Here is a 22,663-nt window from a genome sequence, read left to right as displayed (position 1 = left end):
ATTTGTCCGGCCCCTGTCCATGGGGCCGGCGTCAGTCGGCCCGGGGCTTGTCCCGGCCCGTCCCCAGGGCCCATTTGATCTGGCGGCACACGCCCATGAGCAGGTTGAATTCGTGGCGCTTAAGGCCCACCCGGTCGATGAAACGGCGCACGGGCAGCATCCAGTAGTCCGGGTTGTCGGCCTTTAAAAAGTCGATGGCCAGCAGGGATTCGCGAAGCGCCGCGAAAAGCGACTCGCGTTCGGCATGGGTGGCCGCCCGGGACGGCGAAGGCTGATCGACCTCTTCTTCCAATCCCTTGGACGCCTTGAAGATTTCGTAGCACACCACGAGCACGGCCTGGGCCAGGTTCAGGGACGTGGCCTCGTCGGCGGTGGGGATGTTGACCAGCCGGGAGCACAGCTGGGTTTCCTGGTTGGACAGGCCGGCGTCCTCGGGGCCAAAGACCACGGCCACGCCGCCGCCGCCTTGCAGCGTCTTGACCGCGCCGCCGGCGGCCTGGCCCGGCGTCAGCACGCTCTTGCGCCAACCGCCGAGCCTGGCCGTGGTGCCGTAGACGGTTTCCGCTCCGGCCACGGCCTCGGCCAAGGTGCCGCATATTTCCAACCGGTCCAGTACCAGCCCGCCCTTGCTGGTGGCCATGGGCCGGGCGCGTTCCATATCGAAGGCCGGGGGATCGACCAGCACGAGCCGGCCCACGCCCATGTTGGCGCAGGCCCGGGCGGCGGCCCCGACGTTTTCGGAAAACTTCGGCCGAAACAGGACGATAGTGAGATTATTGAGCATACGCCGTTTGTGGGGAGGAAACCCCCTTTTTGCAAAAAGGGGGTTTCCTCCCCACGCCCCTCCTTCCCCCAAAAACTCTTATCGGATTGGGCCGATTACCCCGGCATCCTTCCCTAACCCTTGACTTGGGAGCGGCGTTTGGCCGGCGGCAGGGTCTTCCCTGCCGCCGGCCAAACGCCGCTCCCCCAATCAGGGGGTCCGGGGGGGTACCCCCCCGGCCGCCGGAGGCATCTTAATTAAAAATTACACCCCTTCGCGCAGCCATTCGCCGAAGTCGGAGAGTTCGCCGGGCCAGCCGGGGCTGAGGCGGATGGCCAGGAACTGGGCATAGAGCGCGTCGAAGAAGCTGGTGCATTTTTCGATGAGGAACATTTTCTCCAGCACCTTGGCGTCGGGATCCTCGCCTTCCTCGCTGCGGGTGTCGATCTTGGGCGGCCGCAGGGCGTTTAAGGTGAAGTCGTCGGCCTTGACGGTGACGGTCCAGGTTTCGCCGTCCTGTTCGAAGCGAATCAGCGCGCGGTCCACGCGTTTGCCGCTTTTGACGCCCAGGCGGGCTTCGGCGAACTGGGCGTGGGGGCCGGAGACGGTGGCGGTTTCGGCTTCCTCGCCCACGCCGCCGCGCACGGAAATTTTCTGCTCCAGGTAGACGTTGACTTCGGAGTCGTCGGGCAGCTTGAAGAGCCAGCCGCTTTTTTCGCTTTTAAACCACAGCCAGGTCAGGAAGTCCTGTCCGAGCACCGGGTTTTTGGCTTCGGCCATCATCGAGTCCATATTTACTCCATAACCGCGTTGGTCCGTCGTTGCGCCAAGGGGCGCGGCCCCGGGGTGGGGGTCCGGGGGGATGATCCCCCCGGCGGGGTCCAGGGGGGTAGTCCCCCTGGCGGAGAGGCCAGGAGAGGCGGCGCCTCTCCTTAACCGCCGAACTGGCTGGGTTCGAGGTGTTCGATGGCCAGGCCTTTTTCCACGCCGACGATGCGTTCGGCCAGGTAGGCCGGGGTCTGGGGTTCCAGGTGCATTTCAAAGGTGGAGGTAAACAGGTCCTCGAAGAGTTCCTGGATCTTGCCGTTGGTGGTGCACAGCCAGATGACCTGGTCGATGGTGTTCCAGATGATTTCAAAGACGGCGGGGATGGGCAGGGCGCGGGACATGAGGGACAGTTTGACGCGCTCGGCGATTTCCTTTTTGCGGTCCTTGGAGACGAAGACCTTGCCTTCGTCCTTCATCTGTTCCTTTTCGTGGTCGATGGCCAGGCGCAGGTGTTTTTTGAACACGGCCGGGGAGATGCGCCGGGTGTCCAGGCGCAGGGCAAAAGCCAGGTAGTGGCCTTTTTCCGGCGGCGAGCCGCGCCATTCGGTGTCGAGGTAGTCCTCGAAGGAGGTCCAGCCGAAGGAGCGTTCGTCGGCGGTGTTGTCGATGTCCACGAAGGCGTATTTTTTGAGCCGGTCCGGCGCTTCGCGCAGGGCCTGCTTGTTCACTTCGCCCACGATGCGGTAGCGGGTGAATCCGCCGCTGGCGGCTAAAAGTCCCAAGGCGTCCTCCTTTTCGCGCCGCTTGGCCGGCGCGTCCTGGCGATGGGGTCCGGCACGCTCATAGATCAATTCGCGGCGTCGCGCCAGGGGCGGGGCAGGGGCGGGGCAGGCCGACGCGCCGGCCGGGTCGGGGTGCAGGCGGGGGCGAGGAGGCGGGCGGCGCGGGGGAGCGGGAGGGGAAGAAAAACAGTTGGCATCATCACGACTTGGCCGATTTTGCCCTGGCCCGTCCTATGCAAGGTGAAAGGGAAACGGAGGTGTCGACCATGGCCGTGTGGAACGTCAACCATAGCGACGGCAAGATGCGGTTCGGCTCGTACACCCGCAAGGCCACGACGCCCTCCGGGTGCAACGAGCCCTTCAAGAACGCTTACTGGTGTCCCAAACGCAAGTGGTTTTCCAAGGAACCGTGCCCCTTTAGCAATCGTTTCGAGTGTATGAGCTTTGCCCGGCTGTGCGGCGGGGTGTAGCGAAAAAAAGACCGCCGCGCCGAGCATGGGCGCGGCCAACCAGCCGACACGCGGCCGGAATTGCCCGAGACAGCGGGTATCCCGGCCGCTTTTTCATGGCGTTGGCCGACTGAAGCGGGGGATTTTGGCGCGGGGGACGTATAAAAGTGTCGGGACCGGCGCAAAATTGTCGCTCCGGCGAACATTTTCGCTGGGGGTAACGGCCGGCCATGGCCTGCAAGCGCCTTTGCCCTCGGGCCGCTTTCGGGCGGAGCGTCTTGGGAGAGACGGCGGCCCATGGGACTCGTCGCCCGGCGGCGCAACCGTTTGGGCTGCTCGTCCGACCAGGGCCCCAGCGAAAGCGGTTTGGGGCCTGGCCGTGGCCGGAGGGGCGAAGCTGCCGGCGATTCCTGACAAAATGGAAGGTTGGCCTTCTGCGGTCCGCCCGATATACTTTCCAGATGTAACTTTTTGCACGTCGGCTGCGACGTGCCGGTGCGACGCCGGCAACGGCCGGCGACGCTCCAAGGCCATCCCAGCACAAACGAGGATTACCTGCGATGACGATACGACACGAGGAACCACGGCCGCGCCGGCCCCTGCGCTGGCTGTTCATGGGGTTGGCGGCGATAGCCGTGGTCGGGTTTTTTTGGCGGCAATACGGCGGCGACGGGCTGGCCCAGCCGGGCGGGCCGCCGCCGGGCGGACCTGGCGGCATGGGGCCGCAGGTCGTCTCGGTGACCACCGCGCCGGCCCGGGTCGGCACGGCAGCGGTGACGCTTTCCGGCATCGGCACGGTGACGCCCTTGCGTACGGTGACGGTCAAAAGCCGGGTGGACGGCGAGCTCATGGAAGTACTCTTCGAGGAAGGCCAGCTGGTCAAGGAAGGCCAGCTCCTGGCTCGCATCGATCCGCGTTCCTACGCCGCCCAGCTCGACCAGTACCAGGGGCAACTGGCCAAGGACACGGCACTGCTGGAAAACGCCAAGGCCGACCTCACGCGCTACGACAACCTGTCCAAAAAAGACATGGTAGCCGGCCAGACCCGAGACACCCAGGCCTCGCTGGTGCGCCAATACGAGGCGGCCATCCGCACGGACAAGGGGCTGATCGACAACGCCAAACTGCAGATCGAATACAGCCGCATCACCGCGCCGGTGACCGGCCGGGTGGGGCTGCGCAAGGTCGATGCCGGCAACATGATCAAGGCGGCCGATTCCACCGGCCTGTGTGTCATCACCCAGGTGTCGCCCATCAGCGTGCTCTTTACCCTGCCCGAGGACCAGCTGCCCCAGGTGGCCACGCGGCTTCGGGCCGGCGAGAAGCTGCCGGTCACGGCCTATGACCGCACCATGACCAAGGCTCTGGCCAAGGGAACCCTCGCCACCCTCGACAACCAGATCGACACGGCCACCGGCACGGTCAAGCTGCGGGCGATCTTCGACAACGCCGACGAGGCGCTATTTCCCAACCAGTTCGTCAACGCCGAGCTGTTGCTGGAAGAGCGCGAGGGCGTGCTTCTCGTGCCGGCGGCGGCGGTGCAGCGCGGCCCCAAGGGGGCCAGGGCCTATGTGGTCGACGCGTCCGGCCTGGCCGCCTCGCGCCCGGTGACGGTGGGCTTGGCCGTGGGCCAGGACGTGGTCATCGAGTCGGGGCTTAAGGCCGGCGAGGTTGTGGTGGTGGAGGGGGCCGACCGGCTGCGCGACGGAGCCAAGGTGGAGGCGCGCAACGCCGGCGGAGCGGTGGCCGCCAAGCCATGAACCTGTCGCGCCCGTTTATCCTGCGGCCCGTGGCCACCACGCTCATCATGGTCGCGGTGGTGCTGGCCGGCCTGACGGCCTATTTCCAGCTCCCGGTCTCGGCCCTGCCCCAAGTGGACTATCCCACCATCCAGGTGCGGACATTTTATCCCGGGGCCAGCCCCGACGTCATGGCCTCGGCCGTGACCGCGCCGTTGGAGCGCCAGTTCGGCCAGATGCCGGGCCTGACCGAGATGACCTCCGTCAGTTCGCCCGGGGCTTCGGTCATCACCCTGCAATTCGCCCTGAGCTTAAGCCTCGACGTGGCCGAGCAGGAGGTCCAGGCAGCCATCAACACGGCCACCAGCCTGCTGCCCGACGACCTGCCCACGCCGCCGGTCTACAGCAAGGTCAATCCGGCCGACGCGCCCATTATGTCCCTGGCGCTGACCTCCGAGGCCATGGAGCTGACGGCGGTGCAGGACCTGGCCGACACGCGTCTGGCCCAGAAGATCTCCCAGCTTTCCGGCGTGGGCCTGGTCAGTGTGGCCGGCGGCCAGCGCCCGGCCGTGCGCGTGGAGGTCAACCCCACGGCGCTTGCCGCCTACGGCATTGCCGTGGAAGACGTGCGGACGGCCATCGCCGCGGCCAACGTCAACAAGGCCAAGGGCGGCTTTGACGGGCCGCGCCAGTCGTCGATTCTGGAAACCAACGACCAGCTTTTGACCGCCGACGAATACAGGCCGCTTATAATCAGCTACCGCGACGGCCGGCCGGTGCGCCTGTCCGACGTGGCCAGCATCCGCACCGGCCCCGAAGACGTGCGCCAGGCCGCCTGGGTGAACGGCAAGCCGGCCATCGTGCTCAACATCCAGCGCCAGCCCGGGGCCAACGTCATCGCCGTGGTGGACCGGGTCAAGGCCATCCTGCCCCAGCTGCGCGCGGCCCTGCCGGCCGCCGTGGACCTGTCCGTCCTGACCGACCGCACCGTCACCATCCGGGCTTCCATCGACGACGTGCAGATCGAGCTGCTTCTCGCCGTAGTCCTGGTCGTTGGCGTCATTTATCTGTTTCTCCACGACGTGCCGGCCACCCTCATTCCGGGCACGGCCGTGCCGCTGTCGCTTATCGGCACCTTTGGCGTCATGTATCTCTTGGGCTATGGCCTCAACAACCTGACGCTTATGGCGCTGACCATCGCCACCGGCTTCGTGGTGGACGACGCCATCGTCATGATCGAAAACGTGGCCCGCCATGTGGAAGAGGGCACCCCACCCCTGCAGGCGGCGCTTAACGGCGCCGGCCAGATCGGTTTCACCATCCTGTCGCTGACCGTTTCGCTGGTGGCGGTGCTCATTCCGCTGCTGTTTATGGGCGACGTGGTGGGCCGGCTTTTCCGCGAATTCGCCGTGACCCTGGGCGTGGCTATCCTGTTCTCGGCCGTGGTGTCGCTGACGCTGACCCCCATGCTCTGCGCCCGGCTCCTGGGCCGAGCGGGGCACAAGGGGCAGTCCGGCGGGGGCCTTGTCGCCCGGAACTTTGGCGCGGCCTTCGGGGCCATGACCGCCTTCTACGACCGTACCCTGGTGGTGGTCCTGCGCCATCAGGGCGCGACGCTCCTTGTGGCCGTGGGCACGGTGGTGGCCACGGTCTGGATGTACGCCGCCGTGCCCAAGGGCTTTTTTCCGGTCCAGGACACGGGCGGGCTGTCCGGGGTGTTCGAGGCCCCGGCCGCCGCCTCGTTTGCCGCCATGGGCGAGTCCCAGGCCGGGCTGTCGGAAATATTGGCGGCCGATCCGGCCGTGGCCTCCACCGCGATCTTTGTCGGCGTGGACGGCGTCAACCCCAGCCCCAACGTGGGCCGCATCGCCGTGGAACTCGTGCCCAAGGCCTCGCGCAGGGCCGACGCCGCCGGCGTGGCCCGGCGGCTGGAAGAAAAGACCCGCAGCCTGCCGGGGATGAGCGTGGCGCTTTCGCCCGTCCAGGACCTGACCGTGGACGCCCGGGCCGGCCGGGCCCAGTACCAGTACGTGCTGGAAACCCCCAGCTCCCGCGACCTGGCCCTGTGGACGCCGCGCTTTGTCGAGGCGCTTAGCGCCCGGCCGGAAGTGCGCAACGTCTCCCACAACCTGGCCCTGGGCGGCAAACGCCTCAATGTCGTCATCGACCGGGTGGCCGCCGCCCGCTACGGGCTGACCCCCGAGGACATCGACAACGCGCTCTACAGCGCCTTTGGCCAGCGCCAGATCTCGACCATGTTTACGGAACTGAGCCAATACCGGGTGGTGCTGGCCATGGACCCGTCCATGGCCACCGGTCCCGAGGCCCTGTCCCTGGTGCGGCTGCCGACTTCCGGCGGCGGCCAGGCCCCGCTGTCGGCCGTGGCCACGGTGACCGAAGGCGAAGCGCCGCTCGTGCGCAACCGCCAGTCCCAGTTCCCGGCCGCCACGGTTTCCTTCGACGCCGCCCCCGGGCATTCGCTCGGCGACGCCGTGGCCGCCGTGGGCGCGGTGTCGGGCCAGCTCGGGATGCCTGCCAGCATTGCCGGGGCGTTTACCGGCGCGGCCAAGGCCTTTGGGGAGTCGCTGAAAAACGAGCCGCTGCTCATCCTGGCCGCCCTTATCACCGTCTACATCGTCCTTGGCGTCATGTACGAGAGCTTCATCCACCCGGTGACCATCCTGTCCACCCTGCCCTCGGCCGGGGTGGGCGCGGTGGGGGCCTTGTGGCTGTGCGGCGAGGATCTCGGCATCATGGCCGTCATCGGCATTATCCTGCTTATCGGCATCGTGAAGAAAAACGGCATCATGATGGTGGACTTCGCCCTGTCCGCCGAGCGCGAGCGGGGGCTGTCCCCGGGCGAGGCCATCTACGAAGCCTGTCTGCTGCGTTTTCGGCCCATCATGATGACCACCATGGCGGCGCTTTTGGGCGCGTTGCCCCTGGCTCTGGGTTCGGGCGTGGGCAGCGAGCTGCGCCGGCCGCTGGGCATCGCCATCGTGGGCGGCCTTATCGTCAGCCAGGCGCTGACCCTTTACACCACGCCCGTCATCTACCTCTTCTTCGAGCGTCTGGCCGGCCGCCGCGAGACGACCCCGCCCGTGGCCGCCGGGAATAAAGAAGCCGGAACCGTATGAATCTGCCGGAAATCTGCATCCGTCGCCCGGTCGGCACGGCCCTTCTCACCCTGGCCCTGATGCTGGCCGGGGCCATCGCCTTTCGGCTCCTGCCGGCCGCCGCCTTGCCCCAGGTGGATTTTCCCACCATCTCGGTCCAGGCCCAGTTGCCCGGGGCCGAGCCCGAAACCATGGCCACGTCCGTGGCCGCGCCCCTGGAACGCCAGTTCGGCCGCATCGCCGGGGTGACGGAAATGACCTCCACCAGCGGCCGGGGGTCGGTGCAGATCAACCTGCAATTCGATCTGTCGCGCGACATCAACGGCGCTTCCCGGGACGTCCAGGCCGCCATCGCCGCCGCCCGGGGGGAGCTGCCCTCGACCCTGCGCCAGAATCCGACCTACCGCAAAATGAACCCGGCCGATGCGCCCGTCATGGTGCTGGCGCTGACTTCGCCCATGGTGTCGCGGTCCGCCATGTACGACGTGGCCTCCACCGTGCTCCAGCAAAAGTTGGCCCAGGTCGAGGGCGTGGGCCAGGTGTTCGTGGGCGGCGGGGCGCTGCCGGCCGTGCGGGTGAGCGTCGATCCGGCCAAGCTGGCCCAGCAGGGCCTGAGCCTGGAAAGCGTGCGCGGGCTTATCGCCAAGACCACGGTCAATAAGCCCAAGGGCCGGATCGAATCCGGCGACACGGCTTACGAGATCGACGTCAACGACCAGCTCCACAAGGCGGCCGAGTATGAGCCGCTTATCCTGTCGTACAAAAACGGCGCGGCCGTGCGCCTGTCCGACGTGGCCACCGTAACCGATTCGGTGGAGGACGTGCGCACCGCCGGGCTGGTCGGCGGCACGCCGGCCGTCATGATCATCGTGTTCCGCCAGCCCGGGGCCAACATCATCGAGACCGTGGACAACGTCCGGGCGCTTTTGCCCGAGCTTGTCGCCTCGCTGCCCGGCGACGTGAACGTCTCCGTGGAGATGGACCGCAGCCCGCCCATCCGGGCCTCCCTGGCCGAGGTGGAGTTCACGCTGGCCCTGTCCTGCCTGCTGGTCATCGCCGTGGTCTGGGTATTTCTGGGCAGCTTTCGGGCCACGCTTATCCCGGCCGTGGCCACGGTGGCCTCCCTGGTCGGCACCTTCGCCGTCATGTATTTGTTCGACTATTCCCTGGACAACCTGTCGCTCATGGCCCTGACCATCGCCACCGGCTTTGTCGTGGATGACGCCATCGTGGTGGTGGAAAACGTGGCCCGCTACCGGGAAGCCGGCATGGACCCCAGGCAGGCGGCCGTGGTCGGCTCCCGGGAGGTGGCCTTCACCGTGGTGTCCATGAGCCTGTCCCTGGTGGCGGTCTTCATTCCGATTTTCTTCATGGGCGGCATGGTGGGGCGGCTTTTCCGGGAATTCGCCGCCGTGCTGTCCATCGCCATCCTGCTGTCGCTGGTGCTGTCGCTCACAGCCACGCCCATGCTGTGTGCCGTGGTCTTTGGCCGGGGGGCCGGTTCCCTCGGTCATGGACAGGCCCGTCCCGGACTTTTCGCCCGGGCCTTCGCCGCCCTGGCCCGGGGCTACGCCCGGGCCCTGGAAGCGGCCCTTGGGCATCCCAAAACCATGCTGGCCGCCACGGCCGCCGCCCTGTGCGGCGCGGTCTGGCTCTACATCATCATTCCCAAGGGCTTTTTCCCGGAACAGGACACCGGCCGGCTCATGGGATTTATCCAGGCCTCCCAGGACAGCTCGTTTCAGTACATGGAAGGGCGGCTGGCCGAGATCGTGGCCGTGATCAAAAACGACCCGGACGTGGAAAGCGTCACCGGCTTTACCGGCGGCGGCGGCGGACCGGGCGGCGGCTCGGTCAACTCGGCCCAGATGTTCGTGACCCTCAAAGCCCAGGACAAACGGCCGCCCATCCAGGTGACGCTCATGCGGCTGCGCAAGTCCCTGGCCAAGCTGCCCGGAGCCCAAGCCTTTCTCATGCCGGCCCAGGAACTGCGCCTGGGCGGCCGGCCAGGCAAGGCGCTCTACCAGTTTTCGCTTCTGGGAAACGATTTCGCCGAGCTGACCCAATGGACGCCCAGGGTCGAGGAGCAGCTGCGCAAGCTGCCCCAAGTCACCGACGTCATCGCCGACCAACAGGCCCGGGGGCTTATGACCTCGGTGACGGTGGACCGCGACGCGGCCTCGCGCCTGGGCGTGTCCATGGCCGACATCGACGCCGTGCTCTATGACGCCTTCGGCCAGAGCCTGGCCGGGGTGTCCTATGCCGAGGTCAACCAGTACCGGGTGGTCCTGGACGCCGACCCGCGCATCTGGGCCTCGCCCGAGGGCCTGCGCCACGTCTACGTGCCCGGCAAGGACGGCAAGCAGATTCCCTTGACCACCATCGCCAAGGTGGAGGACAAGCTGACGCCCTTGTCCGTTTATCATCAGGGCCAGTTTCCCTCGGCCACCATCTCGTTTAACCTCGCCCCAGGCGTGTCGCTCTCCCAGGCCTCGGACGCCATCGGCCAGGCGGCGGCGGGCCTGGGGCTGCCGGCGACCATCCGCACCACCTTCGCCGGCACGGCCCAGGCCCTGGGCGATTCGCTCAAAAACCAGCCCCTGCTCATCCTGGCCGCCCTTGTCGCCGTCTATATCGTCCTTGGCGTCCTCTACGAGAGCGCCATCCACCCCATCACCATTCTGTCCACCCTGCCGTCGGCCGGCCTTGGCGGCGTGGCCGCGCTCATGGCCTTCAAGCTCGATCTGTCCATCATCGCCGTCATCGGCATTGTGCTGCTCATTGGCATCGTGAAAAAAAACGGCATCATGATGGTGGATTTCGCTTTGGAGGCCGAACGCGTCCGAAACCTCGGCCCGCGTGAGGCCATCACCGAGGCCTGCCGGATGCGCTTTCGGCCCATCATGATGACCACCCTGGCCGCGCTTCTGGGCGCGCTGCCGTTGGCCTTCGGCCACGGCGCGGGCTTCGAGCTGCGCCGGCCGCTGGGCATCGTCATCGCGGGAGGACTGGTGGTCAGCCAGATCATGACGCTTTTCACCACGCCCGTGATCTATCTCTACCTGGATCGGCTGCGGTGGCGCTTTGGCGGCCAGCGCGGAAACGCCCATAGAGGTCCAGGAGCGGCGTCCGAAGAAAATGCACGATAGGATTTCTGGTATTTTGATTGTCAGTCCAACGGAGTAAAGCTTTGGCTTGCCTTGCGTCGCCTTGTCGGCATACAGTTTCCGTCTTGCAGCATTTTTCATGAACGGTGCTGTTACGCCGCAACAATAAAGGACGACCCATGTCGGGCCGTGAAGCCATTTTCGATACGACCAGCCGTGCCGGCAAAAGCCCGGACGCGGCTTGCTGCTCGCCCTGTGCGGCAGACGTTGCGTCTGTCGCCGTCAATGCCGCAGCACCGGACGACGTCATCGCCTTGCGCCGCCGCCTGTCGCTGCTGGAACGCCACGACGGCACGGCATTTCTGGTCTTCGACCGGGAGGGGCGCATACGCGAAGCCAACCCTCGGGCCCAGCGCGCCTTGGGGCTGGATCCGGCTCCTGCGGTCGCGGCTCATTTACGGGACATCGCCGCGCCCGGACAGCCGGGACAAGCCCTTGTCCCCGAGTGCCCGGACGGCGACTGCGGCCTGGTCGTGCCCTGGCGGCTGCGCCATGCCGACGGCGACTGGATCGCCACTGACGTGCTGCTGGGCCGTCTGGCCGGCGGCGAAGCCGGGCTTACCCTGGCCGTGTTCGAGGACCAGACCGAGGCCCGGGACCTCATCGCCGCGCTGGTGGCGGCCAAGGAGGCGGCCGAGGCGGCAAGCCAGGCCCGGGACGCGTTTCTGGCCAACATGAGCCATGAGATCCGCACGCCCTTAAACGGCCTGCTGGGCATGCTCCAGTTGCTGGAAGGCACGCGCCTTGACGACGAGCAGGGCGAATTCGTGACCACGGCCCTGGATGCCGGGCGCGGGCTTTTGGGCGTGATTAACGCCATCTTGGATTTTTCCAACGCCGAGGGTGGGGCGCTGTCCTTTTGCCGCGAATCCTATTCGCCGCTGTCGGTGCTGCGCGAGGTCGTGGGCACCTTTGAGGCCCAGGCCCGGGCGGCGGGGTTGGCGCTGACCTTTTCCGGCGACGCCGCCCTGGCGCAGCCGGTCTGCGGCGACGCTGCCCGGCTGCGCCAGTTGGCCGCCAACCTTGTCTCCAACGCCGTGAAATTCACGCCCAAGGGGTCGGTGGCCGTGCGAGCCGAGCGTGTGGACGCCCCGGAGACCGGCCCGATGCTGCGGCTTACGGTGGCCGACACCGGCATTGGTATTCCGCCCCACGCCCTGGAACGCGTGTTCGAACCCTTCACCCAGATCGACGACACCCTGACCCGGCGCTATCAGGGCACGGGGCTGGGGCTGGCCATGGTGCGGCGGTTGGCGGCGCTCATGGGCGGCACGGTGCGCCTGGACAGCGTTCCCGGAGTCGGCACCACGGCCGTTGTCGAGGCCCCCCTGGCGCCGCCCGCCAAGGCTGTGGAAGCGCCGGAACCGGCGGCCGGACGACGGCTTCGGGTGTTGGTGGCCGACGACGAGCCGGTCTGTTGTTTTACGGCCAAACGGTTGGTGGAATATCTCGGCCACGAGGCGGATTGCGTGTCCTGCGGCGCGCAGGCCCTGGACCGGCTTGCCGAGGCGCGCTTTGACGTGGTGCTCATGGACGTGTGCATGGCCCGCATGGACGGCCTGGACGCGGCCCGGCGCATCCGCGCCCTGGGCGGCCCGGCCGGGGCCGTGCCCATCGTGGCCCTGACCGCCCGGGTGCTGCCCGCCGACCGCCAGGCCATCGCCGCCGCCGGCATGGACTATTTTCTGGCCAAACCCGTGGACGCGGACGAGCTGGCCCGGGTGCTGGCCGCCGTGGCCGCCGTCCCGGCCTAGCCCAAAAGCGCCCGCACTTCCCCGGCCGTGTCGCAGGCCAGGGCCTTTTGGGCCAGGGCGCGGCAGGCGGCCAGATTCGCGCCGCGCACCGCCTCCTTGACCTCGGGCACAAGCCCGGCGCTCATGCTCAGTTCGACCAGCCCCAATCCCAACAGCAGCGGCGCGGCCTTGGCCTCGCCGGCCAGCTCGCCGCACATGCCGACCTCGATGCCGGCGGCCGCGCCGGCTTGGCACGTGCGTGCGATAAGGCGCAGCACGGCCGGATGCAGGCTGTCGCACAGTCCGGCCACGGCCGGATTGCCCCGGTCGGCGGCCATGACGTACTGGGTCAGGTCGTTGGTGCCGATGCTCAAGAAATCGCACAGCCCGGCCAGCTTGTCGGCCATGGCCGCGGCCGCCGGCACCTCGATCATGATGCCGGTCTTGACCTTGGCCGGCACGTCGATCCCCTCGCCGGCAAGCTCCCGCCGGGCGGCCTCCTGGGCGGCCAGTACGGCCCGCAGCTCGGCCACGTCGCTGATCATGGGGTACATGATCCAGATGTCGCGCCCGGCCGCCGCCCGCCAAAGCGCCCGCAACTGGGTGCGCAAAAGCGCCGGCCGGGCCAGGCAGAACCGCGCCCCGCGCTGGCCGAGAAACGGGTTGTCCTCGCGCGGCGTGTCCAGATAGGCCACGGGCTTGTCGCCGCCGATGTCCAGGGTGCGGATGATGACCGGACGCCCCGCCATGGCCTCGGCCGCCGCGACGTAGGCGGCGTATTGTTCGTCTTCGCTGGGCGCTGACTCGCGCTCCAAAAAGAGAAATTCCGTGCGGAAAAGCCCCACCCCGTCGGCTCCGGCGGTGAGTGCCCGGGCCGCGTCGGCCGGGCCGCCGATGTTGGCCATGACCGGGATCACTGTCCCGTCGCGGGTGGCGGCCGGGGCGGTTCCCTTGGCCCGGGCCGCTTCCCGGGCCGCCGTCCAGGCCCGGCGTTTATCCTGGGCCGCCCGGCAGGCGGCATCGTCCGGGGCGGTCAGCACCGTGCCGGCCTGGCCGTCCAGGACGAGCATCTGGCCCTGGACCACCGTCCGCAACCCTTGCCCCAGGCCCACCACGGCCGGGATGCCCAGGGACCGGGCCAGGATGGCGGCATGGGCGGTGGCCCCGCCGGCTTCGGCGGCGATGCCGAGAACCAGGGCCGGATCAAGTCCGGCCGCCTCGGACGGCGACAGCTCGCCCACCACGAGGATGGACGGCCGGGCCAGACGGATGGGCGCGGCCGTTTCGCCGGTCAGCAGACGCAGCACCCGCGTCCCGCTGTCGAGGACGTCGGCAGCCCGGGCCTGCATGTAGCCGTCGGAAAGTTTGCGGTAAGCGGCGGCGGTTTCCTCCATCACGGCGTTCCAGGCGTAGGCGGCCTCGACCTTTTCGGCCTCGATGCGGGCAACGGCCGCCCGGCGCAGGTCGTCATCGCCCAGGAGCAGGGCGTGGACCTCGAAAATGCCGGCCGCCGCCTTGTCCGAGGCGCGTGCGGCCCGGTGCGAAAGCGCTTCCAGTTCGGCCCGGGCCTGGGCCAGGGCCGCGTCCAGGCGGGCGATTTCCCGGGCCGGGTCGTCGGTTTCCCGGCGCGTGATCTCGGGCAGCCCCGCCCGGTGGACGTGGGCCGGCCCCACGGCCGGGCCGGCGCTGGCCGGCGCGCCGGCAAGGACGCCGTCGCCGGCCGGCTGGGGTGCGGTTGGGGGCGCGGCCGGGGCCTCGGCAACGTCCTCGTCGCGTTCGCCGAAATGGTCGGCGTGCAGGGCGGCGATGGCGGCCAGGGCCGCTTCGGCGTCTGGACCGGCGGCGGCGATGATGATGTCGTCGCCGCGTTTGATGCCCAGAAGCGCCACCTGGTTGATGCTCTTGGCCGAGGCGGCGGCCTCGCCTTTTCGCACGACGATGTCGGCGGCGAAGCGTCCGGCCGTGGCCACCAGGGCGGCGGCCGGGCGGGCGTGGAGGCCGTTTTTGTTGGCGATGCGTAGGGCCAGCGTCCGTTCCTGGCCGGCGGCCGGGGCGACAGGAGCGGGCGCGCCGGCCGGGGATGGGGTCTCGGGAGCCTCGCCGGTCAGCGGCGCGAGCTGGGCGATCTTGACGCCAAGGGCGGCGCGCGCCTCGGCGCTGGCCTGGGCCAGGGACGCGCCGACGGTGGCCTGGACGGCGGCGGCCACGGTTCCTTCGACCACCGGGGCCGAACACAGGAGCACCTTGGCCCGCACGGTCTCGTCCAGGAAATCCAGGGCGGTTTCGGCGCTTAAGAGCGCGCTGCCGAGGTCCATGAGGACCAGCACCCCGTCATCGGCCGTTGCGGCCACGGCTTCGATGGCGGCCAGCACCTGCATGGGATCGGTGCCGATGGGGTTGTCGGGGTCGTCGATGCCGCCCACGGCCTGCATGGGCACGGCTCCCCGGGTCATCTGGGAGGCCAGTTCGAGGACGCCCTGGGCCAGCTTCTCGCTATGGGAAACCACCACAATCCCGATCATCTGTTTCTCCTTGGCCCCCCTTCACCCAATCGGGGGGTCCGGGGGCCTCAGGCCCCCGGCGGAGAGGTCCAGGAGAGGCAGAGCCTCTCCTGGCCGCCGGAGGCATCTTCCTCTTCTCGTCTCTTCCTATCCCAACGCCTCTCGCAACGTCTGCAACATAAACAGCGACGAAGTCGCGCCGGGGTCGGGGTGGCCGATGGAGCGTTCGCCGAGGTAGCTGGCCCGGCCTTTGCGGGCCTGGAGCGGGATGGTGGCGGCCAGGGCGGCCTCGGCCACGGGCAGGGCGGCGGCCACGACCTCGGCCAGGGGTGTGGCGTCCTCGGCGGCCTTGACGGCGGCCAGCACCGGCCCCCAGAGGTCGTACATGGTCTTGTCGCCAAGCTCCGGCCGGCCGCGTTGGACGATGCCGCCGACGGCGGCTTCGAGGAAGGCCTTGAAGTCGGCGGTGGTCATTTCGGTCTTGCCGTCCAGGGCCATGGCCCCCTTCATCCAGAACGTGCCGTAGAGCGGGCCGCTGGCGCCGCCGACGCTGGACATGAGGGTCATGCCCACGGTCTTGAGGATGGTAGGCAGATCCTTGTCGGCCACGGTCGGGAGCTTTTCCATAACCTTGGCGAAGCCCCGGTTCATGTTGATGCCGTGGTCGGCGTCGCCGATGGCGGCGTCGAGGTCGGTGAGGTATTCCTTTTTGTCGCAAAAAACGGCGTTCTGTTTGTCGATCCAGGCTAGCAATTGGGTTTTGGTCATGGGCATGGCAGGGCTCCTGGGGCTGATTGGCCGGCGGGCCGGCGGGCTGCAACAAAAGCGCGGGCGTGAAGAGGATGCTTCACGCCCGCGCCGGGTCATGCGTATTTCCCGCAAAAGCGCGAACGCCTCATATGGGCAGCGCTCTCGTGTTGCGTCCACGAAAAACGCATAGGGCATTTCGTTGATAATACATTGACACAACAAGTTTTTCTTAAAAAAATACTCTCGTATTTTTTAAGGGATGCTCCACTAGCGGACAAAGCCCGGGGTCTTGGCCGGCGCGTCCCAGAATTTGAGGATCTCGTCGTCGGCCTTGAGCAGGGTGATGGAAAAGCCCTGCATCTCCAGGGAGGTGATGAACGGGCCGACGAGGTTTCGCACGATGGTCAGGCCCTTGGCCTTGCAGACTTCGTCGAGCTTTCGGTAGACGGCGTAGAGTTCCGAGACCGGGGTGCCGCCCATGCTGTTGACGAAGGCGATGACCTGATCGCCCTTGGCAAAGGGGGCGTCGGTGAGGGTTTTTTCCGCCCAATCCTGGCCGTCCCATTCGCGCACGACGCGGGTGTAGGCCGGGTCGTCGATGATCTGGGCGGCGGCGTAGGCGGTCATTTCGTCCACGGATTTGATGGGCATGCGGTGGGTGCCGGGTTCGCCGTGGATGCCGATGCCCATTTCGACTTCGTCCTCGCCCAGGACGAAGGTGGGTTTGCCGGCGGCGGGCACGGTGCAGGAGGTGAGCGCCACGCCGAAGGAGCGGCCGTACTGGTTGACCTTGCGGCACAGGTCGGCGCACTGGTCGAGATCGTAGCCGGCCTCGGCGGCGGCTCCGACGATCTTCTCGGCCAGCACGGTGGTCCCCACGCCGCGCCTGCCGGCGGTCCACAGGCTGTCCTTGACCGCCACGTCGTCGTCGATGAGGATATTTTGGACCTTGATGCCCTCGGCGGCCACGAGTTCGGCGGCGGTCTCGAAATTCATCACGTCGCCGGTGTAGTTTTTGACGATGAACAGCACGCCCGCGCCGCCGTCCACGGCCTTGGCGCATTCGTACATCTGGTCCGGAGTGGGCGAGGTGAAGACGGCTCCCGGGCAGGCGCCGTCAAGCATCCCCTTGCCGACGAAGCCGCCGTGCATGGGTTCGTGGCCGGAGCCGCCGCCGGAGACCAGGGCGACCTTGCCTTTTACAGGGGCGTCGGCGCGAACGACGTAGCAGGGATCGAATTTCACGGTCAATTCGGGATGGGCCAGGGCCATGCCTTGGAGCTGTTCCTGGACGACGTCTTCCACGTTGTTGATCAGTTTCTTCACAGCAACGATTCCTCCGGTTCAGGGTATCCCAGCAGTGCGGACAGATTACTCCAGCGCAAAACCATTGTCGATGGTAAAGTTCTGTATTGCGGGGACTTGTCCGAACATTTGATCGTTTTATGTTCAAATGTTCGTCTTTGCGGCGGGCGTTGCAGGGGAAGGCGGCTGGCGCGAAGGGCTGTTACGGAGAGGCGAGTGCTGGCGCGCCTGGGTGCAAGACGCACGGGCAGGGAAAGGGAACGCGTCCGGCCGCCGGCGCAACGGTGGTACCCGTCACGCGCCGTCCACAGTCATTTGCCCCTTCCAGGCGACAGAGAGCCAAGCCCCGCCGCCCCCCCTTGAAACTATTCTCCAAGTGGGGGGTCTGGGGGCCTCAGGCCCCCAGCCGCCGGAGCATCTTCTCTTTATTCTTCTTAACCGATTTCTTCATCGTCCAACCGCACGAAGGTCAGTTCGTGCTTGTTGGCGCTGAGGTGCAGCAGCCGGCTGCCGGGCACTTCAAGGAAGCGGTCGAGAAGCGCGGGGTCGGTTTCGCCTTGGAGTTTGACCGTCAGCACGAAGCGGCGGCACTGGCCCAGGGTCAGCCAGCGCGAAAGCCAGTCGTAGAGCCGGTCGGGGTAGCAGATGACGTCGGAGAACAGCCAGTCCACGGCTCCGGCGTGGCGCGGGTCCAGGCCAAAGGCGCTGCCCGGGCACCAGGAGACCAGCGGGTGTTTGTCCACGTTGTCGGCCAGGGGGGCCTTGTCGATGCAAAAGACCCGCGCCCCAAGGGAAGCCAGCACAAAGGACCAGCCGCCGGGGCTGCCGCCCATGTCCAGGCAGAGTTCCCCGGGCCGGGGGGCCGTGCCCAGGCGCGTGAAGAGTTCCCACAGCTTGAGGTAGGCCCGGCTGGGCGGGCCGATCTTGTCTTCCTCGAAACGGTAGACGCCGTCGGGCACGGGTTCACTGGTGGTCGGCGAGGCGAGCAGCAGGTTTTCGTCCCACAGGGTGAAGGCTCCCAGTGGCGCGGTGGGCAACGGCCGGCCAAAGGCCAGGGGCTTGGCCGACACCCGGGGGAGCTTTTGGGCGACAAGCGCCGCCCGGCGGAAAAGGCCGCTAGGGACCAGGCTCCAGTTGCGCTGGACGGAGGCCAGCTTGCGGGCGGCGTCGCCCACGGATTCCACGGGAATAAAGGCCGGGTCGGTCCAGACGTTGGCGGCAAAGGCGCAGGGGCGCGGCGGGCCGTCGGCGACGACCAGGGGATCGCGCACGGCGGTGACGGCGTCGCCGAGCTCGCGCACGAGTTCGGTCAAAAGCCCCGGCGGGGCGTGGTAGACGGCAAAGGGCATGGGTGGGTGTGCGGGGTTGGGGTTGCAGAACAGACGGCGCAACGGCCGGAGGCGGGTCTTTACGCTTTCGGCCGGATGAATTCCACTCCCAAAAGGCTCAGGTCGTCGCGGGGCGGGGCGGCCTGGCGGAAGTCGTCGGCGGCCCGGCGCAGGGCGGTCACCAGGACGTCCACCGGCTCCTGGGCCTGGGCGGCGGCGATGGCGGCTATGCGTTCCTCGCCAAAGGATTCGCCTTTGGCGTCACGGCTGTCGGCCAGGCCGTCGCTTATGGCCAGGAGCTTGTCGCCCGGGGCCAGGAGCAGCTCGCCGGGGGGGATGGGGGGCAAGCCGGCCAAGCCGATGATGGGGCCGCGTTCGGGCAGCTCGGCCATGGGGCCATCGGCCGGGATATGCCAGGGCGCGGGATGGCCGGCGTTGCCGTAGATGGCGCGCCCGGTGCGCAAATCGATGGTCATGTAGAAGATGGTGAAAAATTTCTGGAACTTGGTGAAGGGGAATTCGTCGTTGAGCCGAGAGAGCACGGTCTCGGGGGGCACCACGTCGATGGCCCCGCCGGAGCGGTCGACCAGGGTCGAGCGCTGGTAGTGCATGAAGTTGTAGACCGAATGGGCGACCAGGGACGAGGCCACGCCGTGGCCCGAGACGTCGAGCATGTAGAGGCCCACATGGTGGGGGCCCAGGGGAAAGACGTTGAAGATGTCGCCGCCGATGTTGTGGCAGGGCACGAACTCCCAGGCGAAGCGCAGGGCGTCGGACATGGTGAAGCGCCGGGGCAGCAGGCTTTGCTGGATCTCGGCGGCGGCGTCGAGGTCTTTTTGGTGGCGGTTGTGCTTCTTGACCAGATCCTCTTTTTGCTTCTCGAAAAGGGTCATGTCCTGGATGTTGAGGATCAGGTCGCCGGAGGGCATGGTGGAGAAATGGATCTGGCAGGCCCGGCGCTGGCCGTTTTTGTCGGCAAAGGGGTAGAGCCGTCGCCAGACATGGCCCGGGGCCGGGCGCTGGTGGAAGATGTCGGCCAGATCGTCCCGGGCGGCCAGGTCCGGGAAGACGATGTCCAGCCAGCGGTCGGCGGTGGTGTAGGTGTCGGCCGGCAGACCGAAGATGCGCTCCATGCCGGGGGAAACGAACGTGAAGCGGCCGTCCGGGCCGGCCACGGCGATGCCGTCGTGGGAATATTCCAGGATGGCGGCGATGTATTCCTTTTCCGCCTTGATTTCGCGCTCACGGGCCTTGCGGGCGTCGATGGCGGCCTTGAGACGCAGGGCCGAGTCCACCCGGGCCAGCAGCTCGGGCTTTCGTGGCGGTTTCTGGATGTAGTCCATGGCCCCGGCGGCAAAGGCTTCGGACAGACTGGCGTCGTCGTCGGACACCGTGACCATGATGACCGGCACGTCGGCCGTGGCCGGATCGGCCTTGATGCGGCGGGTGGCTTCCAGGCCGTCCATGACCGGCATGATGAGGTCCATGAGCACGAGGTCCACGGGCGGCTGGGCCGGATCGGCCAGGGCGACCAGACAGTCGCCGGCCGTGTCGAAGGCGGACAATTCGCCCCGGCCGGCCAGCAGGCCTTGGAGGTAGGCCCGGAAGGTCTCGGAGTCGTCGACGACGGCGATGCGCATGGCGGACATCAGGCCCCGGCCGGGCCGGTTGGCGGGGCGTCGAAATAGTCGGTCAGGCGCAACATGGCCAGGAGCTTCTTGATCGGCGGCGTGGGATTGGCCAGGGACAGGGTCTTGCCGTGGTCCTGGCACAGCCGGCGCAGGCCGATAAGGAATCCCACCCCGGAACTGTCCATGAAGGCCACGGCCGAGAGATCCACCACCACGGCCGGGGCGGCGGCGGCCAGGGCCAGATGTTCCACCTCGGCGCGGCATTCGGTCACCGCGTCCATGATGATCTCGCCGGAAACGCGCACCACAAGGGCCGCATCCGTCTCCTCGCACGTCAGCTGCATGACAAGGCTCCTCCGGGCCGCGCGGGCCGCAGACTTCTACGGGAAAGCTAGCAGCCTTGGCGGAAAAAACCAACGTCTTCGGGGCGACAATCCCGCCTGCCCGGCGTCGGGCGCGAATCAGCAGGCCGGCTCGGGCCGGTCCCCGCCCTCGGCCAGTTCCCGGGCCAGCCGGCCCACGTCGGCCAGGGCCTGTTCGATGCGCGGCGTCCAGGCATTGCCGTAGCTTAAGCGCACGAAATGCTTGAACTGGTCGCAGCTCGAAAAGATGTTGCCCGGAGCCAGGCCGATGCCGAGTTCCCGGGCGGCGTAGAACAGCGCGATGGAATCCACGCTGTCGGGCATCTGGACCCAGACCACGCTGCCGCCCGAGGGATGGGTCACCCGCGTGCCGTCGGGGAAATGGCGCAGCACCCGTTCCTCGATCATCCGGGCCTGGCGCTCCAGCACTCCCCGGGTCTTGCGCAGGTGGCGCTCGAACCCGCCCTGGGCCAGATACAGCGCGGCGGCGACCTGGGTCGGCGTGGCGCAGCAGACGTTGGTGGTGGCCTTGAGCTCGAAGGCCTTGGCCGCGTGCCTGCCGGGCAGCAGATAGCCCAGGCGGTAGCCCGGGGCCAGGGTCTTGGAAAACGACGAACAGTGCAGGACGTTGCCCGTGGCGTCGTAGGACCGCAGGCAGCGCGGCCGGCGCTCGGCGAAGTGCAGGTCGCCGTAGACGTCGTCCTCGATGACCGGCACGCCGCGCTCGGCCAGAAGCGCGGCCATCTCGGCCTTGGCCTCGTCCGGGATCATGGCCCCGTCGGGATTGTTGAAATTGGGCGTGAGGATGACGGCTTTGAGATCGAAGCGGTCCAGGGCCGAGCGCAGATCGGCCGGGCGCACGCCCCCGTCGGGATAGGACGGCAGCTCCACGGCCCGCAGCCCGAAGTTTTCCAGCAGTTGCAGGAAACAGTAATAGGTCGGGGCCGGGATGGCCACGTTGTCGCCCGGGCGCGTCACCGAGCGCAGGGCCAGATACAGCGCCTCCATGGCCCCGGAGGTGATCATCACCTCGTCCGGTCCGGCCTCGATGCCGGCCTCGGCCAGCCGCCAGGCGATCTGACGGCGCAGTTCCAGATTGCCCTGCACGCCCTCGTAGCTCGTCACCCGTTCGTCTCCGGCCGCCACCTTGGACAGCAGCCGGGCGATCTGTTTGGCCGGCAACAGCGACGGATCGGTCAGGGCCACGCCCAGGGGCACGATGTCGCGCCGGCCCATGCCGTCGAGGACTTCGCGGATAAGCGCCCCGCGCGCCACCGTGGCCGGTCCGCGCGGCGGCGCTTCGCCCCGGCTGGGGGCGGGCCGCTTGATGGGCGTACGGCGCACGAAAAACCCGGATTTGGGCCGCGCTTCGATGATCCCCTGCTTTTCCAGCTCCAGATAGGCCTGGTTGATGGTGGACACGCTGACGCCAAGGCGGCCGCCCAGCCCCCGCAGGCTTGGCACGCGGTCGCCCACGCGCAGCTCGCCGGACTCCAGAAGCCGCAAAATATGTTTCTCCACGGCCATATAGCGGAAAATGCCGGAATCGGTTTCAGGCAAGGTCATGGCGGCCTCCGGGCGTGGGCGCGGCCCACATCTGTTATGGAGGTTTTTTTTGAAAACTGTGTCTGTGATGGTAACAGACAATATGGTCCAAGGGAAGCGCGCCCGGGGCCGTCCCCGGGCAACGCCCCGGCCCGCGAGGCGGCCGGGGATCACGAGCCAACCAACGCTTCAGGCGTGCCGGGCGCGACGGATGCGGTCGCGGACACGCCCCAAGGAGGCTGCCATGTTTGTGGATCGCTTACGGGAAGACCGGCTGCTGGCGACGACGCGCACGGGAATCATCGACGAATGGCTGTCGCGCTGGCGCGACAGCCGGGTGCTGCGGGCCATGGCCGAGGCCGGGGCCAGGATCTTCACCCCGGGCCGCAGCCTGTCGGTGCGCCTGGGCCAGGGCAAGCATCTGGCGCTGACTGGCGTGCGCTACTGCCGGGTGACCTGCGCCAAGGGCGTGGTTTGGGTGACGGCGGCCGGCGACGGGCGCGACATCGTGTTGACGCCGGGGCAGAGCGTGACCCTTGGCCGTTCGGGCAAGGTGGTGGTCACCGGCCGGGGGGAAGGCTCGGAAGTGAAGGTGCGCTGGGATTAGGCCGCCGGTCTCGCGCCGCTTACGGTCTTCGCGGCTGGTCCCGGCGCGAAGGCCGGCCGGCGTTGGTCGGAAAGCAGGGCTGCCGTGCGGCGCGACAACGGCGACGGACGCAAGGGC

16 protein-coding genes are annotated in these 22,663 nt (G+C 67.8%); 6 read left to right on the top strand and 10 right to left on the bottom strand.

Going from position 1 to position 22,663, the window contains the following annotated elements; all coding sequences use genetic code 11:
• Nucleotides 1-31 precede the first annotated feature (31 nt).
• The 3 genes from DMR_RS16900 to DMR_RS16890 all read right to left on the bottom strand — a co-directional run bounded on the left by DMR_RS16900 (nucleotide 32) and on the right by DMR_RS16890 (nucleotide 2,313).
• Nucleotides 32-784: an RNA methyltransferase gene (locus DMR_RS16900; RefSeq protein WP_015862205.1), complete on the bottom strand. Its 753-nt coding sequence runs from the start codon at nucleotides 782-784 to the stop codon at nucleotides 32-34.
• 243 nt (nucleotides 785-1,027) lie between these two features.
• The gene (locus DMR_RS16895; RefSeq protein WP_015862204.1) at nucleotides 1,028-1,555 is read right to left on the bottom strand and encodes a hypothetical protein; all 528 of its coding nucleotides are present in this window, start codon (nucleotides 1,553-1,555) and stop codon (nucleotides 1,028-1,030) included.
• Nucleotides 1,556-1,695: 140 nt separating this feature from the next.
• Nucleotides 1,696-2,313, bottom strand: a complete 618-nt coding sequence (locus DMR_RS16890; RefSeq protein ID WP_015862203.1) for a recombination-associated protein RdgC — start codon at nucleotides 2,311-2,313, stop codon at nucleotides 1,696-1,698.
• 266 nt (nucleotides 2,314-2,579) lie between these two features.
• Here DMR_RS16890 and DMR_RS16885 point away from each other — a divergent pair, with 266 nt between their 5' ends.
• The 5 genes from DMR_RS16885 (at nucleotide 2,580) to DMR_RS16865 (ending at nucleotide 12,538) form a co-directional block, all read left to right on the top strand.
• Nucleotides 2,580-2,783: a hypothetical protein gene (locus tag DMR_RS16885; RefSeq protein WP_043600966.1), complete on the top strand. Its 204-nt coding sequence runs from the start codon at nucleotides 2,580-2,582 to the stop codon at nucleotides 2,781-2,783.
• A 539-nt stretch (nucleotides 2,784-3,322) separates the two neighbouring features.
• Nucleotides 3,323-4,522 (top strand): MdtA/MuxA family multidrug efflux RND transporter periplasmic adaptor subunit, encoded by a 1,200-nt coding sequence (locus DMR_RS16880; RefSeq protein WP_015862201.1) that lies wholly within the window; start codon nucleotides 3,323-3,325, stop codon nucleotides 4,520-4,522.
• Complete coding sequence (locus tag DMR_RS16875) at nucleotides 4,519-7,638, top strand: multidrug efflux RND transporter permease subunit (protein ID WP_015862200.1); 3,120 nt, start codon at nucleotides 4,519-4,521, stop codon at nucleotides 7,636-7,638. Before DMR_RS16880 ends, DMR_RS16875 begins: the two co-directional genes overlap by 4 nt.
• Nucleotides 7,635-10,766, top strand: a complete 3,132-nt coding sequence (locus tag DMR_RS16870; protein WP_015862199.1) for an efflux RND transporter permease subunit — start codon at nucleotides 7,635-7,637, stop codon at nucleotides 10,764-10,766. Before DMR_RS16875 ends, DMR_RS16870 begins: the two co-directional genes overlap by 4 nt.
• 137 nt (nucleotides 10,767-10,903) lie before the next feature.
• Nucleotides 10,904-12,538, top strand: coding sequence for an ATP-binding protein (locus DMR_RS16865; protein ID WP_015862198.1), 1,635 nt, complete (start codon nucleotides 10,904-10,906; stop codon nucleotides 12,536-12,538).
• On the opposite strand, the gene ptsP is transcribed toward DMR_RS16865, so the two are convergent.
• The 7 genes from ptsP to DMR_RS16830 form a co-directional block, all read right to left on the bottom strand.
• Complete coding sequence (gene ptsP / locus DMR_RS16860) at nucleotides 12,535-15,039, bottom strand: phosphoenolpyruvate--protein phosphotransferase (RefSeq protein WP_015862197.1); 2,505 nt, start codon at nucleotides 15,037-15,039, stop codon at nucleotides 12,535-12,537. The genes DMR_RS16865 and ptsP overlap by 4 nt on opposite strands.
• A gap of 126 nt (nucleotides 15,040-15,165) precedes the next feature.
• Nucleotides 15,166-15,792 carry a dihydroxyacetone kinase subunit DhaL gene (gene dhaL / locus DMR_RS16855; RefSeq protein WP_015862196.1) on the bottom strand — a complete coding sequence of 209 codons (627 nt, stop codon included), beginning with the start codon at nucleotides 15,790-15,792 and terminating at the stop codon, nucleotides 15,166-15,168.
• A gap of 243 nt (nucleotides 15,793-16,035) precedes the next feature.
• Nucleotides 16,036-17,094 (bottom strand): dihydroxyacetone kinase subunit DhaK, encoded by a 1,059-nt coding sequence (gene dhaK, locus DMR_RS16850; protein WP_015862195.1) that lies wholly within the window; start codon nucleotides 17,092-17,094, stop codon nucleotides 16,036-16,038.
• Between the two features lie 413 nt (nucleotides 17,095-17,507).
• Nucleotides 17,508-18,422, bottom strand: coding sequence for an SAM-dependent methyltransferase (locus tag DMR_RS16845; RefSeq protein ID WP_015862194.1), 915 nt, complete (start codon nucleotides 18,420-18,422; stop codon nucleotides 17,508-17,510).
• A gap of 59 nt (nucleotides 18,423-18,481) precedes the next feature.
• Complete coding sequence (locus DMR_RS16840) at nucleotides 18,482-20,041, bottom strand: SpoIIE family protein phosphatase (RefSeq protein ID WP_043601841.1); 1,560 nt, start codon at nucleotides 20,039-20,041, stop codon at nucleotides 18,482-18,484.
• Nucleotides 20,042-20,049: 8 nt separating this feature from the next.
• Nucleotides 20,050-20,376, bottom strand: a complete 327-nt coding sequence (locus DMR_RS16835) for an STAS domain-containing protein (RefSeq protein ID WP_015862192.1) — start codon at nucleotides 20,374-20,376, stop codon at nucleotides 20,050-20,052.
• Nucleotides 20,377-20,493: 117 nt separating this feature from the next.
• Nucleotides 20,494-21,960, bottom strand: a complete 1,467-nt coding sequence (locus DMR_RS16830; protein WP_015862191.1) for a PLP-dependent aminotransferase family protein — start codon at nucleotides 21,958-21,960, stop codon at nucleotides 20,494-20,496.
• Nucleotides 21,961-22,183: 223 nt separating this feature from the next.
• On the opposite strand from DMR_RS16830, the gene DMR_RS16825 reads away from it, so the two are divergent.
• Nucleotides 22,184-22,546, top strand: coding sequence for a DUF2917 domain-containing protein (locus DMR_RS16825; protein ID WP_043600963.1), 363 nt, complete (start codon nucleotides 22,184-22,186; stop codon nucleotides 22,544-22,546).
• Nucleotides 22,547-22,663: the final 117 nt, after the last annotated feature.

Source organism: Solidesulfovibrio magneticus RS-1 (assembly GCF_000010665.1).
Classification (GTDB): domain Bacteria; phylum Desulfobacterota; class Desulfovibrionia; order Desulfovibrionales; family Desulfovibrionaceae; genus Solidesulfovibrio; species Solidesulfovibrio magneticus.
The sequence above is the reverse complement of the archived record's forward strand: the minus strand, read 5'-3'. Positions and strand labels throughout refer to the sequence as shown.